The sequence below is a fragment of the Streptomyces sp. NPDC000878 genome (genome assembly GCF_053599695.1).
The window spans coordinates 1-13,772 of sequence record NZ_JBSFMT010000130.1; the positions used below are offsets into that span (position 1 = coordinate 1).

At 69.5% G+C, this 13,772-nt stretch carries 11 protein-coding genes; 9 read left to right on the forward strand and 2 right to left on the reverse strand.

Annotated elements, in window-relative coordinates; genetic code table 11:
* The first annotated feature begins 191 nt into the window (after nt 1-191).
* Entirely contained in the window at nt 192-719 is a 528-nt protein-coding gene (locus ACWDR4_RS48360) for a beta-class carbonic anhydrase (protein ID WP_450418366.1), read from the forward strand.
* An 87-nt stretch (nt 720-806) separates the two neighbouring features.
* On the forward strand, nt 807-1,601 hold the full coding sequence (locus ACWDR4_RS48365) for an acyl-CoA dehydrogenase family protein (protein WP_450418367.1): 795 nt from the start codon (nt 807-809) through the stop codon (nt 1,599-1,601).
* 42 nt (nt 1,602-1,643) lie between these two features.
* On the opposite strand, the gene ACWDR4_RS48370 is transcribed toward ACWDR4_RS48365, so the two are convergent.
* Complete coding sequence (locus ACWDR4_RS48370) at nt 1,644-2,333, reverse strand: GntR family transcriptional regulator (protein ID WP_450418369.1); 690 nt, start codon at nt 2,331-2,333, stop codon at nt 1,644-1,646.
* A 272-nt stretch (nt 2,334-2,605) separates the two neighbouring features.
* On the opposite strand from ACWDR4_RS48370, the gene ACWDR4_RS48375 reads away from it, so the two are divergent.
* The 5 genes from ACWDR4_RS48375 to ACWDR4_RS48395 are packed head-to-tail and all read left to right on the forward strand — an operon-like array spanning nt 2,606 to nt 8,776.
* Nucleotides 2,606-3,133, forward strand: coding sequence for a formate dehydrogenase subunit gamma (locus ACWDR4_RS48375; RefSeq protein WP_450418371.1), 528 nt, complete (start codon nt 2,606-2,608; stop codon nt 3,131-3,133).
* A complete protein-coding gene (locus tag ACWDR4_RS48380) occupies nt 3,130-4,767 on the forward strand; it encodes a formate dehydrogenase beta subunit (RefSeq protein WP_450418373.1) in 1,638 nt (545 codons plus the stop codon). Before ACWDR4_RS48375 ends, ACWDR4_RS48380 begins: the two co-directional genes overlap by 4 nt.
* Nucleotides 4,764-7,580 (forward strand): formate dehydrogenase subunit alpha, encoded by a 2,817-nt coding sequence (fdhF, locus tag ACWDR4_RS48385; RefSeq protein ID WP_450418375.1) that lies wholly within the window; start codon nt 4,764-4,766, stop codon nt 7,578-7,580. The genes ACWDR4_RS48380 and fdhF overlap by 4 nt, the downstream gene beginning before the upstream one ends.
* A gap of 1 nt (nt 7,581) precedes the next feature.
* On the forward strand, nt 7,582-7,794 hold the full coding sequence (locus ACWDR4_RS48390) for a formate dehydrogenase subunit delta (protein ID WP_450418377.1): 213 nt from the start codon (nt 7,582-7,584) through the stop codon (nt 7,792-7,794).
* A 40-nt stretch (nt 7,795-7,834) separates the two neighbouring features.
* On the forward strand, nt 7,835-8,776 hold the full coding sequence (locus ACWDR4_RS48395) for a LysR family transcriptional regulator (RefSeq protein ID WP_450418379.1): 942 nt from the start codon (nt 7,835-7,837) through the stop codon (nt 8,774-8,776).
* 18 nt (nt 8,777-8,794) lie between these two features.
* Here ACWDR4_RS48395 and ACWDR4_RS48400 read toward each other — a convergent pair whose 3' ends face one another.
* Nucleotides 8,795-10,369 carry a FadD7 family fatty acid--CoA ligase gene (locus ACWDR4_RS48400; protein WP_450418381.1) on the reverse strand — a complete coding sequence of 525 codons (1,575 nt, stop codon included), beginning with the start codon at nt 10,367-10,369 and terminating at the stop codon, nt 8,795-8,797.
* 256 nt (nt 10,370-10,625) lie between these two features.
* On the opposite strand from ACWDR4_RS48400, the gene oxc reads away from it, so the two are divergent.
* Both oxc and frc read left to right on the forward strand, forming a co-directional pair.
* Nucleotides 10,626-12,386: an oxalyl-CoA decarboxylase gene (gene oxc / locus ACWDR4_RS48405; protein WP_450418383.1), complete on the forward strand. Its 1,761-nt coding sequence runs from the start codon at nt 10,626-10,628 to the stop codon at nt 12,384-12,386.
* A gap of 77 nt (nt 12,387-12,463) precedes the next feature.
* Entirely contained in the window at nt 12,464-13,720 is a 1,257-nt protein-coding gene (frc, locus tag ACWDR4_RS48410; protein ID WP_450418385.1) for a formyl-CoA transferase, read from the forward strand.
* The last annotated feature ends 52 nt before the right edge of the window (nt 13,721-13,772 follow it).

Here is a 13,772-nt window from a genome sequence, read left to right on the forward strand (position 1 = left end):
TCCCCTCAAGCTCTCCGACTCCCCCACCCGTATCACCGCCCCGCCCCTCCTCGGCCAGCACACGGAGGAAATCCTCATCGGCGAACTCGGCCTGGAAGAAGACGAGTTGCCGACTCTCAAGGCACAGGGCGTGATCTGACCGACGGCGGCCGACGTCGCCTCCGCTCCGTCCCGAGTGAGGTAGTTCAGCCATGTCCACACATGCACCCCGTTTCGCCACCGAGACGGTCACAGACCGGCTCGTCGAGTCCAACCGCGCCTACGCCGCCGGATTCACCGACCCGGGTATGGGGGCCCGACCTGTCCTGCGCGTGGCCGTCGTGGCTTGTATGGACGCCCGCATCGATCTGCACGCCGCCCTCGGACTTGAGTTGGGCGACTGCCACACCATCCGGAACGCGGGCGGCGTCGTCACCGACGACACGATCCGCTCCCTGACGATCAGTCAGCGGGCGCTCGGTACTCGCAGCGTCGTCCTCATTCACCACACCGGCTGCGGTCTCCAGACCCTGACGGAGGACTTCCGGCACGAGCTGGAACTGGAGGTCGGGCAGCGGCCGGCATGGGCGGTGGAGGCCTTCCGGGACGTCGACCAGGACGTACGCCAGTCGATGCAGCGCGTGCGCACCAACCCGTTCCTGCCGCACACGGACGACGTCCGGGGCTTCGTCTTCGACGTGGCGACCGGGCTGCTGCGGGAGACAGACCCACGGCCTTGAACCCGGTCCCTGTCGCGTCACGGACCTGAAGGTGTGCGGAAGTCGAAATGCTGTATGCAATCACCACCGCTCGGAAGGGATCCCTCCGTGTCGTACCGCACCGCTCTCGCAGAAGTCCTGGCCCGTGCCGTCGCACCCTGCGCCGAACTGACCGGCGTGGAGGGCAGGTTCCCCCGTGGTGCCGTGACGGCCTTCGGGGCCACCGGGCTGCTGGGGCTCACGGTCTCCGTCGAGTTCGGCGGCGCCGGACTGGGCCTGTCGGAAGCCGCCGAGGTGGTGGCCCGGACGGCCCTGGTCTGCCCGGCGACGGCGGCCGTACTCCGGTCCCACTACACGGCGGTCGCCGTCATCGAGTCGTACGGCAGCCCTTGGGTACGTGGTGAGATCGCCGCCGGACGCCATCTCAGCAGCCTTGCTCTCGTGGAGGACGCCACCGGCGGGCAGGAGACGGAGGCCCAACTGCTCATGCCGCGCGGCACAGCCGTTCGCTCCGGTGGAGTGGTTGCCCTGAGGGGGCGTAAGCACGGGGTCGTCGCGGCGGGGGAGGCCGACAGTTACGTCTGGTCCTCCCGCCCGCTCGGCACGCCCGACGGTCTGAGTCTCTGGGGGGTTCCGGCGCACGCCCCGGACCTGTTCGTGCCCGCCCGGCCCGGTGCCACGGGGCCGCCCGGCAGCTCGACGTCCACGGTGTTCGCCGATCCGGTGCTGGTGCCGGCCGAGGCGAGGCTCGGTGCGGACGGCGGCGGGCTCGACATCGTGCTGAGCACGGTCCTGCCCTGGCTGGGCGAACTCCGGGCCACCGCCGATGTGCGGGCGGACCACCGCATGCCTGTCGGAGTCCGACCCGCCGACTCCCTCACGCCGTCCTCAAGCAGGGCATGAACTCTGGCCCGGGGACGGCCCGTTCACGTGCTCCTACGGATGTCAGTCCTGGCTCACCCCAGCCGCGATCTGCTTGCGATAGAACTCGGCCGTGCGTTCGGTGTGCTTGCGCATGATCTCGCCCGCGCGGTCCGCGTCGCCCCTGGCGATGGCCTTGATGAGCTGCGTGTGCTCGTTCCAGGCCTCCTTGCCGCGGGGCTTGGCGATGGGCGTGTAGTACCAGCGCACCTTCTGGCCCACCTGCGCGAGCATCTCGGCCAGTACGTCGTTGGCGGCCACGGAGGTGACGTAGGCGTGCAGGGCCGCGTTGGCCGCGACCAGGCGCTCGACGTCACCGGCGGCGAGCGCGTTGACGCCCTCGTTCTGAAGCTCGCAGAGCTGCTCGACGTCCTCGGGCTTGGCGTTGCGGGCGGCGAGCTGGGCCGAGTAGGTCTCCAACACCGAACGGACGCCGAGGAGTTGGGCGGCCTCCTCCTCGGTGGGGGAGTGGACGAAAGCGCCCTGGGCGGGCCGCAGGTCGACCCAGCCGGCGGTCTGAAGCCGCTGAAGGGCCTCGCGGACCGGCTGCCGGCTGACCCCGAGGTGCTCGGCGAGTTCGGCCTCGACCAGGTGCTGACCCGGCTTGAGGGAGCCGCTGACGATCAGTTCGGTCAGGGCGTCGTACACGGCCTGGCGCAGTGGTGCCGGGCGGGTGACGCGCCGGGACGCTGCGGCCGTGAGTGCCTCGCGCATGGTTGTCCCGTTCCGCCGCCGGGCCGACGGCTTTGCCAAGAGGTGGTCGTCGCAAGAGGTGGTCGTCGAGAGAGGTGCCGACGACGGTTTCAGCCTACAGGTTTTGGTATGCAACATGGCGTGGGTCGTCGATCATGAGCCGCGTTCAGTCGATCGTGTGAAACGCGTTCGACTGTCGTCTGTATACAGAAGCCTGTATGGGGTATTGTCTCAGTCTCCTGCACCCCTCGCCGGGGACCGCCGGGGACCGCGTTTCGGAAGGCGGAGCGATCATGACGACCACCGGGAGCGATGTGACGGTCGAGAGCGTGGTCCGGAGGGTGGTGGCCGAGCACCGGGGCCTGCGCGGTGCGCTGCTGCCCGTACTGCACGCGGTCCAGGCCGAGTTGGGCCATGTGCCGCAGGAGGCGATTCCTGTGCTCGCCGACGAGCTGAACCTCTCCCGGGCGGACGTCCACGGAGTGGTGACCTTCTACCACGACTTCCGCCGCGAGCCCGCGGGCCGTACCACGGTACGCATCTGCCGCGCCGAGGCCTGCCAGGCCCTGGGTGCCGACCGCCTGGTGAACTACGCGCGCGAGACCGGCCTGACCCTGGGGGAGACGTCGGCGGACGGTTCGATCACCGTCGAGCAGGTCTTCTGCCTGGGCAACTGCGCACTGGGACCGTCGGTCGAGGCGAACGGACGACTGTACGGACGAGTGGGCCCCGCCCGACTGGGCTCCCTTCTCAACGGGACGCACAACGAGACGCGCAACGGGACACCCAACGGCACGCGCAACGGGACGGTCTCCTCATGAACAACTCCTCCCACTCCTCCGGATCCTCCCACTCCTCCGGATCCTCCCACTCCACGGCGACGGTCTACGTCCCCCGCGACTCGGCGGCCAGGTCCGTCGGCGCGGACGAGGTCGCCGCCGTCCTCCAACGCGCCGCCACGCGTGGGGACTTCGCCATCGACGTCGTACGCAACGGATCGCGCGGCATGCTCTGGCTGGAGCCGATGGTCGAGGTCGTGACCTCCCAGGGCCGCGTCGGCTACGGCCCGGTGGCCCCCGAGGACGTGGACGGACTCCTGGCCGCCGGCCTGCTGGACGGCGCGGACCACCCACTGCGCCTCGGCCTCGTGGACGAACTCCCCTGGCTGGCCCGCCAGAACCGCGTCACCTTCGCCAGAGTCGGGGTGACCGACCCCCTGTCGACACAGGACTACGTCGAGCACGGCGGCCTCGCCGGGCTGCGCGCCGCCCTGGACATGGCGCCCGCAGACGTGGTCGCCGAGGTCACCGCATCCGGACTGCGCGGTCGCGGCGGCGCCGGATTCCCGGCCGGCATCAAGTGGAAGACGGTGCTGGACTGCGCCGACGAGCTGAAGTTCGTCTGCTGCAACGCCGACGAGGGCGACAGCGGGACCTTCGCCGACCGCATGGTGATGGAGGGCGACCCGTTCCTGCTCATCGAGGGGATGACCATCGCCGCGCACGCGGTCGGCGCGAGCGAGGGCTACGTCTACATCCGCTCCGAATACCCGGACGCGATCGCCACGATGCGCGAGGCGATCGACATCGCCCGCGAACACGGCTGGCTCGGCAAGGGCATCCTCGGCTCCGCACTCGACTTCGACCTGCATGTCCGCGTAGGGGCCGGCGCGTACATCTGCGGCGAGGAGACCTCCATGCTGGAAAGCCTGGAGGGCAGACGGGGCATGGTCCGCGCGAAGCCGCCGATCCCGGCGATCGAGGGCCTGTTCGGCAAGCCGACCGTGGTCAACAACGTCCTCACCCTGACCACCGTCCCGGTCGTCCTCGCCGACGGCGCGAAGGCCTACCAGGACCTCGGAGTCGGCCGCTCGCGCGGCACCCAGGTGTTCCAGCTCGGCGGGAACATCGCGTGCGGCGGCATCGTGGAGACCGCCTTCGGCATCACCCTGCGCGAACTGATCGAGGACTACGGCGGCGGAACGCACACCGGGCGTCCGGTCCGCACCGTGCAGGTCGGCGGACCACTCGGGGCCTACCTGCCCGAGTCGCTGTTCGAACTGCCCATGGACTACGAGGCGTTCGCCGAGGCCGGTGCGATGCTCGGGCACGGCGGGATCGTCGTCTTCGACGACAGCGTCGACATGGCGGCGCAGGCCCGCTTCGCGATGGAGTTCTGCGCCGAGGAGTCCTGCGGCAAGTGCACACCGTGCAGGGTCGGTTCGGTGCGCGGGGTCGAGGTGATCGACAAGATCGTCGCCGGAACGCATCGCGACGAGAACCTCGCCCTGCTCGAAGACCTCTGCGACCTGATGACCGACGGCTCGCTGTGCGCGATGGGCGGGCTGACCCCGATGCCCGTACGCAGCGCCCTCACGCACTTCCCCGACGACTTCCTCGGCGGTCGCCGGCTCCTGGAGATCCACCCCGTACGAGCGACGGAGGGCACGGCATGAGCCTGCTCAAGGAACCCGACTTCGGCACCCCGGAACGGCCCGGCCCGGCAACGCTGTCGGTGGAGGTCGACGGCTTCCCGGTGACCGTCCCCGAGGGCACCTCGGTGATGCGCGCCGCAGCTCAAGCAGGCGTCGACATACCGAAGTTGTGTGCCACCGACAGCCTGGAGGCGTTCGGCTCCTGCCGGTTGTGCGTCGTCGAGATCGACGGTCGGCGCGGCACCCCCGCCTCCTGCACCACACCGTGCGCCGACGGGATGAAGGTCAGCACCCAGACGCCGAAGGTGGAGAAGCTCCGCCAGGGCGTCATGGAGCTGTACATCTCCGACCACCCCCTCGACTGCCTCACCTGCCCGGCCAACGGCGACTGCGAACTCCAGGACATGGCAGGCGTGGTGGGGCTCCGGCAGGTCCGGTACGGCTACGAGGGCGCCAATCACCTCGAAGCCGAGAAGGACACCTCCAACCCCTACTTCGACTTCGACCCGTCCAAGTGCATCGCCTGCTCCCGCTGCGTCCGGGCCTGCGGCGAGGTACAGGGCACCTTCGCGCTCACCATCGAAGGGCGCGGCTTCGACTCCAAGGTCTCGCCGGGGGCGGGGGAGTCCTTCATGGACTCCGAGTGCGTCTCCTGCGGCGCCTGCGTGCAGGCCTGCCCGACGTCGACGCTCCAGGAGCGCTCGGTCGTCGAACTCGGCATGCCCACAAGGTCAGTTGTGACCACCTGCGCCTACTGCGGTGTCGGCTGCTCCTTCAAGGCCGAGCTGCGCGGCGACGAACTCGTACGCATGGTGCCCCACAAGGACGGCGGCGCCAACGAGGGCCACTCGTGCGTGAAGGGCCGTTTCGCCTTCGGCTACGCCACCCACCCCGACCGCGTCCTCAAGCCCATGGTGCGGGAGCGGATCACCGACCCCTGGCGCGAGGTCGAGTGGGACGAGGCGATCGGCACCGTGGCCCGGCGCATGCGCGAACTCCAGGACCGGTACGGCACCACCTCGGTCGGCGCCATCACGTCCTCACGCTGCACCAACGAAGAGGTGTACGTCGTACAGAAGATGGTGCGCGCGGCCTTCGGCAACAACAACGTCGACACCTGCGCCCGCGTCTGCCACTCCCCGACGGGATACGGGCTCAAGCAGACCTTCGGTGAGTCGGCGGGCACCCAGGACTTCCGTTCCGTGGCCGAGGCCGACGTCATCATGGTGATCGGCGCCAACCCCACCGACGGGCACCCGGTGTTCGCGTCCCGGATGAAGCGCCGGCTGCGCGAGGGCGCCAAGCTGATCGTCGTGGACCCGCGCCGCATCGACCTCGTACGCTCACCGCACGTCGAGGCCCAGCACCACCTCCAGCTCAGGCCGAGCACCAACGTCGCCGTGGTCAACGCCATGGCTCATGTGGTCGTCACCGAGGGTCTGGTCGACCGGCCGTTCGTGGACGCGAGGTGCGAAGACTTCGACGACTGGGCGGAGTTCATCGCACGACCCGAGAACAGCCCGGAGGCCGTCGAGCCGATCACCGGCGTACCGGCCGCCGAACTGCGGGCTGCAGCACGGCTGTACGCGACCGCGCCCAACGGCGCCATCTACTACGGCCTCGGTGTCACCGAGCACAGCCAGGGCTCGACCATGGTCATGGGAATGGCCAACCTCGCGATGGCATGCGGCAACATCGGCCGGGACGGCGTCGGCGTGAACCCGCTGCGCGGCCAGAACAACGTCCAAGGCTCGTGCGACATGGGCTCGTTCCCGCACGAACTCCCCGGCTACCGCCATGTCTCGGACGACGCGGTGCGTACGGTATTCGAGAACCTCTGGGGCGGAACTCTCCTCGCGGAGCCGGGACTTCGCATCCCGAACATGTTCGACGCGGCGATCGACGGCACCTTCCGCGGCCTGTTCGTCCACGGCGAGGACATCGCCCAGTCGGACCCCAACCTCAAGCACGTCACCGCCGCCCTCGAAGCGATGGAACTGGTCGTCGTACAGGACCTGTTCCTCAACGAGACGGCCAAGTTCGCGCACGTCTTCCTGCCTGGCGCGTCGTTCCTGGAGAAGGACGGCACGTTCACCAACGCCGAACGCCGGATCAACCGGGTCCGCGCGGTGATGAAGCCGAAGACGGGCAAGCACGAGTGGCAGATCGTCAGCGAGATCGCCACCGCGATGGGGTATGCGATGTCGTACGACCATCCGCGCGCGATCATGGATGAAATCGCCTCCGTCACACCGACGTTCACCGGTGTCTCCTTCGACCTCCTTGACAAGCTCGGCAGCGTCCAGTGGCCGTGCAACGAGGAGGCACCGGAAGGCACGCCCATCATGCACGTGGACGAATTCGTGCGCGGCAAGGGCAAGTTCGTGGTCACCTCCTACGTACCGACGAACGAGCGGAGTACGCGCCGCTTCCCTCTCGTCCTCACCACGGGACGCATCCTCAGCCAGTACAACGTCGGCGCGCAGACCCGCCGTACCGGCAACGTCGCCTGGCACCCCGAGGACATCCTCGAACTGCACCCCCACGACGCCGAGGACCGCGGCATCAAGGACGGCGACATGGTCACCCTCGCCAGCCGGGTCGGGCGGACGACGTTGCGCGCGGAGATCTCCGACCGGATGCCCACCGGGGTCGTGTACACCACCTTCCACCACCCCGTGACCGGCGCCAACGTAGTGACCACGGAGAACTCCGACTGGGCGACCAACTGCCCGGAGTACAAGGTGACCGCCGTACAGGTCGGCCTCGCGCGTCCGGAGCGGCACAGCGACACCGAAGTCACCGACAACGGCCTTGTCACGGTGGTGGATTGAGATGACAGCGACCGTGCCGCCGGAGCGCAGGATGGCGAACGACATCGCCAGAAACCTCGGACACCTGCCGGGGCAGCGGGCCGCCGAAGAGATCGCGGGGCACATCGGCAGGTTCTGGGACCCGCGCATGCGTACCAGGCTGTACGAGTTCGTGGACGCCGGAGCGGACGGCCTCGACCCCCTGGTGGTGGCCGCCGTGAAGCTCCTGCGCTGACCCGTAGGCTGGGGCGGCCCCGGACGGAGAGGAGTCGTTCATGCTGTTCCGGCAGCTGGAGTACTTCGTGGCGGTGGCGAGGGAACGGCACTTCGCCCGCGCGGCGGAGTCCTGCTACGTGTCCCAGCCGGCGCTCTCGGCGGCGATCGCCAAGCTGGAGCGGGAGTTGAACGTCACGCTCATCAACCGCGGGCACAACTACCAGGGCCTCACCCCGGAAGGCGAACGGCTCGTCGTGTGGGCCAAGCGCATCCTCGCCGAACAGGACGCGTTCAAGGCCGAGGTGGCCGCCGTGCAGTCCGGCATCACGGGAACGCTGCGGCTGGGCACGGACCCCACGGCGTCCACGACCCTCGCGCTGCCCGTCGCCGCCTTCTGCGCGGCGCACCCGCTGGCCAAGGTGCAGGTGCGGTCCCGGCTGTCGACCAAGGAACTCCACCGCCAGCTACGGGACTTCGAGCTGGACGTGGCGATCGCCCACTTCGACCCGGGCGACCAGGAGGGCCTCCAGGTCGTCCCCCTCTACCAGGAGCGGTACATGCTGCTGGTCTCGGACGACCAACTCGTCGCCCAGTCCGCCACCGTGACCTGGGCGGACGCCGCCCAGCTGCCGCTCGCGCTGCTGACGCCCGACATGCGGATCCGGCAGATCGTAGACACTGTGTTCGCGGAGAAGGGGTTCGTGGTGACCCCGCAGGTCGAGACGGACTCCATCGCCTCCCTCTACGCCCATGTGGGCGGCGGCGGTTGGGCGAGCATCGTGCCGCACACCTGGCTGCGCGCCATGCCGGTGGTCGGCCGGACGAGAGCGCTGCCCCTGGTCGACCCGGAGGCCGGCGCCCAGGTCTCGGTGGCGATCCACGCGGCCACACCTGGCTCGGTCGCCGCCCGCGCGTTCGTCAACGCCGCGACGGGCCTGTCCCTGGACGACTTCTTCGCCCGCCCGTTGCCGACGGCGGCGGCGGAGCACCGAGTGCGCTGAGCCGTCCCGACAGGACCGTCAGGGCGCGTACCGGGCCTGCACCGCCTTCCGGTCCAGTCCTCCCTTGGCGGTGTACGGCAGGGCTGAGACCAGCTCGATCCGGTCGGGCACCTCGAACCCGGCCAGCCGGTCACGGCAGTACCGCAGGATCTCCGCCGGCCCGACGCTCTCACCCTCGCGCACCACCACGACGGCACCGACCCGCTGCCCGTACACCGCGTCCGGTACGGCGAACACGGCAGCCTCGGCGACTCCCGGGCACCCGGCGAGGACGTCCTCGACATGCTCGGGCGCGATCTTCTCCCCGCCACGGTTGATGAGGTTCTTGATCCGCCCGGTCAGCGACAGATACCCGTCCTCGTCGAGCGCGCCCAGATCACCGGTGCGCAGCCAACCGTCGACAAAGGTGTACGCGGTCCCGTCACGGTCGGCGAGATAGCCACGGGCGACGGTCGGACCGTGCACCCACACCTCGCCCTCCACGCCCACCGGACAGGCCCGCCCACTCCGGTCGACGACCCGCACCTCGACCCCGGTCGGCCGCCCGACCGACCCGTGCTTCAACTTCCCCCGCTCGGGCAGCGGTTCACTGGTCGCCTGGTGCGAGGACTCGGTCATCCCGTAGGCGGACAGCAGCGGCGCCCCGAACGTCCGCTCCAGCGCGCGCTGCGTGGCCGTGTTGAGGGGCGCGCTGCAACTCCGTACGAACTTCAGGGGCGGCGCCTGCGGCCCCGGGTACTCCCGCTCCGACCGGTCGAGCAGAATCTCGTGGATGGCCGGCACCGCGGTGAACCAAGTGGCGTTGACCGCCCGCATGTCGTCCCAGAACGTGCCAGCCGAGAACCGCCCTCGGTCGGGCAGCAGTACGCACCCTCCGCTGGCCAGGGAGGCCAGCAGCGCCGCGAACAGGCCGTGGCCGTGGAAGAACGGCATCACCGCGACCGTCGCGTCGCCGGGACCCAACTCGTAGGTGGCACACACTCCTTGGACGGACGCGGCCACGTTGGCATGGGTCAGCGGGACCATCTTCGCCCGGTCGGTGGTCCCTGCGGTGAACAGGACGAGGGCGTCACGGTCCGACAACTCTCCTGCCGCACCTCGCACTTGGGGCACGGCACCGGTTTCGAGCATGACCGACGCGGTGCCCGCCCGGGAGACGTCCACCCGCAGCGGCCACACCGGGACCGGCAGTACAGCCCCGTTCGCTGACGGGCCGACGAGAACCGCCCGCGCCCCCAACGCCGCCAACCGCGCGGAGAGTTGAGTCCCCGGCAACGCCGGATCCAGCGGTGCGACCACCACACCCGCCCGCGCCGCACCCAGCAACGCCACGACGAACTCAGCGGTGTTGGCACAGATCAGCCCCACCGCGTCTCCGCGCCCCAGCCCTGTACGGCCGAGCCGGGTCGCCACGTCGTCGGCCAGAGCGGCGAGCCCCCGGTAGGACAGGTGTACCCGCTCCCCGGTGACGACGAGGGCCCGGGCGTACGGGCGTTCACGCACCTGCCGGTCGAGGAGGTCGGTGAGGCCCGTGACCGCCGGAGGCCGGTGCCGGTCCGCGTCGCGCACGGATGCCACGGCCGGAACGGCCATGACCCCACCCCCTCGCGCCAGTTCTGATGAAGCAGTCCTCTGCGAGCCTGCGGCGACCCGCGGTCGGCGTCCAATACGCACTGGTGAACGGCCGATAGCAGCTGTCTATCAAGGGAGTTGGCGACCCCTCCACCAGCGGTCGATAGACGCTGTTTATCGGCTGGTCGCCGATGGGTCTTGGACGCGGGCGGACGCGCTGCGGATGGTGAGAGGAGTAGCCGCTCCGGCAGGACCTGCCCAAGGAGGACCTCGGACCATGACCGCCCCCTCGCCCCTGGAGACCGCGGCAGCAGCCGACGTTCCGGCCGACGTCCCGACCGAACTCACCGACGGGTACCACATGGTCGTCGACGCGCTGAAGATGAACGACGTCGACACCATCTACGGAGTGGTCGGCATCCCGATCACCGACCTGGCCCGCCTCGCCCAGGCCCAGGGCATCCGCTACATCGGCTTCCGGCACGAGAGCAACGCCGGACACGCGGCGGCGGCGGCCGGCTACCTCACCAAGAAGCCCGGTGTGGCACTGACCGTGTCGGCCCCCGGCTTCCTCAACGGCCTGGTCGCGCTCGCGAACGCGACCACCAACTGCTTCCCGATGGTGCAGATCTCCGGCTCCAGCGAGCGCCACCTCGTCGACCTCAAGCAGGGCGACTACGAGGAGATGGACCAACTCGCCGCCGCACAGCCCTTCGTGAAGGCCGCCTACCGGGTCAGCCGGGTGGAGGACATCGGCCGGGGCATCGCCCGCGCCCTGCGCACCGCGATCTCCGGACGCCCCGGCGGCGTCTACCTCGACATCCCCGCCGCCGTCCTCGGCTCGATCATGCCCGCCGACGACGGCGCGAAGACGCTGAGCCGCCTCGTCGACCCCGCGCCCCGCCAACTCCCGGCCCCGGAGGCCGTGGACCGCGCGATCGAGCTGCTGGCCTCCGCCGAGCGCCCGCTGGTGGTCCTCGGCAAGGGCGCCGCGTACGCCCAAGCCGACGCCAAGGTACGGGAGTTCATCGAGTCGACGGGCATCCCGTACGTACCGATGTCGATGGCCAAGGGCCTGCTGCCCGACGACCACCCGCAGTCGGCGGCCACCGCGCGTTCTCTGGCGCTGAAGAAGGCCGACGTCGTGATGCTGATCGGCGCCCGCCTCAACTGGCTGCTGGGGCACGGCCAGACGGGGTGGAACCCCGACGCCAAGTTCGTCCAGATCGACATCGACCCGAAGGAGATCGACAGCAACCAGCCCATCGCGGCCCCGCTTGTCGGTGACATCGAGTCGGTCCTCGACGCCCTCGCCGAACGCACCAAGCCCGGCCAGATCGCGGCCCCTTCGGCCTGGCGCGAGGAACTCGGTGCGCGCTCGGCGCAGAACGTCGCCAAGATGGCCAAGCGGCTGGAGGCCGACCCGCACCCCATGCAGTTCATGGGCGCCCTGAAGGCCGTACGCGACGTCGTGCGCGCGCGGCCGGAGACGTACATCGTCAACGAGGGTGCCAACGCCCTGGACATCGCGCGCAACGTCATCGACATGCACGTACCGCGCCACCGTCTCGACAGCGGCACCTGGGGTGTCATGGGCATCGGTATGGGGTATGCCATCGCCGCCGCCGTCGAGAGCGGTGCACCGGTCGTCGCCGTCGAGGGCGACAGCGCCTTCGGGTTCAGCGGAATCGAGATCGAGACGATCTGCCGCTACAGCCTCCCCGTCGTCACCGTGATCATGAACAACGGCGGCGTCTACCGAGGCGACGACACCAACCCGTACGACGACGCGCCCTCGCCCACGACCCTCATGTCGGCGGCCCGGCACGACCTCCTCATCGAGGCGTTCGGCGGCAAGGGCTACCGCGCCACCACGCCCGCCGAGGTCACCGCCGCCCTCACCGAGGCCCTCGCCTCCGGTGGACCGGCGCTCATCGACTGCGTGATCGACCCCTCGGCCGGCACCGAGAGCGGCCACATCTCGCACCTCAACCCCAAGGGCATCACCGTCGGCAACATCACGCCGGCGAAGAAGTGACGGCCCCTGCACCCCGAGCACTCCGAGCCCCTCGAACTCCCGCTCCGTACGCGTACGTTCACGAAAAGGAAGCAGACATGAGTGAAAAGCCGCTCGCCGGAATCAAGGTGATCGACTTCACCGGGGTCCAAGCCGGCCCCGCCTGCACACAGTTGCTCGCCTGGTTCGGCGCCGACGTCCTGAAGGTGGAGCGCCCCAACGGCGGCGACGTCACCCGCAAGCAGCTGCGGGACATCGAGGACCTCGACGCGCTGTACTTCACGATGCTCAACAGCAACAAGCGCTCCCTCGCCATCAACACCAAGACCCCCGAGGGACTTGAGGTGTTGGAGAAGCTCATCACCGACGCCGACGTCCTGGTGGAGAACTTCGCCCCGGGCGCCCTGGACCGCATGGGCCTGACCTGGGAGCGCATCCAGGAACTCAACCCGCGGCTGATCTTCGGCTCGGTCAAGGGCTTCAACGACGACTCGTCCTGGAACGACCTCAAGGTCTACGAGAACGTCGCCCAGTGCGCGGGCGGCGCCGCCTCCACCACCGGCTTCTGGGACGGCCCGCCGACCATCTCCGGCGGCGCCCTCGGCGACACCAACACCGGGATGCACCTGGCGATCGGCATCCTCACCGCGATCATCGACCGCAACAAGACCGGCAAGGGGCAGAAGGTCTCCGTCTCCATGCAGGACGCGGTGCTCAACCTCTGCCGCGTCAAGCTGCGCGACCAGCAGCGCCTGGAGCGGGTCGGCTACCTGGAGGAGTACCCGCAGTACCCCAACGGCGAGTTCACCGACGTCGTACCGCGTGGCGGCAACGCGGGCGGCGGCGGGCAGCCCGGCTGGGTGCTCAAGTGCAAGGGCTGGGAGACCGACCCGAACGCGTACATCTACTTCACCGTCCAGGAGCAGAACTGGAAGCGCACCGCCGAGGTGATCGGCCGCCCCGAGTGGGCCGAGGACCCGGAGTACGCCACCGCGCGCGCCCGTCAGTCGCACATCTTCGAGATCTTCGAGGAGATCGAGAAGTGGCTCGCCGACAAGACCAAGTACGAGGCGGTGAACGTCCTGCGTGAGTGGGAGGTGCCCTGTGCCCCGGTCATGAGCATGAAGGAGCTGGCCTACGACGAGGACCTGCGCAAGAGCGGCACGGTCGTCGAGGTCGAGCAGAAGGGCCGGGGCACCTATCTGACCGTCGGCAGCCCGGTGAAGTTCTCCTCCTTCCAGCCGGACATCGCCGGCGCCCCGCTGCTGGGCGAGCACAGCTCCGAGGTCCTGGTCGAGCTGGGCTACGACGAGGAGACCATCGGCCGGCTGAAGGAGAGCGGGGTCATCGTCTAGATGGTCCAGTAGGCGGATGACGTGGAAGCGGCCGTGGCCCGAAGGCCACGGC

Bases quoted from the DNA above. Each gene is read 5' to 3' on its own strand.
- ACWDR4_RS48360 (WP_450418366.1), top strand. From the start codon at position 192: ATGTCCACACATGCACCCCGTTTCGCCACCGAGACGGTCACAGACCGG.
- ACWDR4_RS48370 (WP_450418369.1), bottom strand. From the start codon at position 2,333: ATGCGCGAGGCACTCACGGCCGCAGCGTCCCGGCGCGTCACCCGCCCG.
- ACWDR4_RS48375 (WP_450418371.1), top strand. From the start codon at position 2,606: ATGACGACCACCGGGAGCGATGTGACGGTCGAGAGCGTGGTCCGGAGG.
- ACWDR4_RS48380 (WP_450418373.1), top strand. From the start codon at position 3,130: ATGAACAACTCCTCCCACTCCTCCGGATCCTCCCACTCCTCCGGATCC.
- fdhF (WP_450418375.1), top strand. From the start codon at position 4,764: ATGAGCCTGCTCAAGGAACCCGACTTCGGCACCCCGGAACGGCCCGGC.
- ACWDR4_RS48390 (WP_450418377.1), top strand. From the start codon at position 7,582: ATGACAGCGACCGTGCCGCCGGAGCGCAGGATGGCGAACGACATCGCC.
- ACWDR4_RS48395 (WP_450418379.1), top strand. From the start codon at position 7,835: ATGCTGTTCCGGCAGCTGGAGTACTTCGTGGCGGTGGCGAGGGAACGG.
- ACWDR4_RS48400 (WP_450418381.1), bottom strand. From the start codon at position 10,369: ATGGCCGTTCCGGCCGTGGCATCCGTGCGCGACGCGGACCGGCACCGG.
- oxc (WP_450418383.1), top strand. From the start codon at position 10,626: ATGACCGCCCCCTCGCCCCTGGAGACCGCGGCAGCAGCCGACGTTCCG.
- frc (WP_450418385.1), top strand. From the start codon at position 12,464: ATGAGTGAAAAGCCGCTCGCCGGAATCAAGGTGATCGACTTCACCGGG.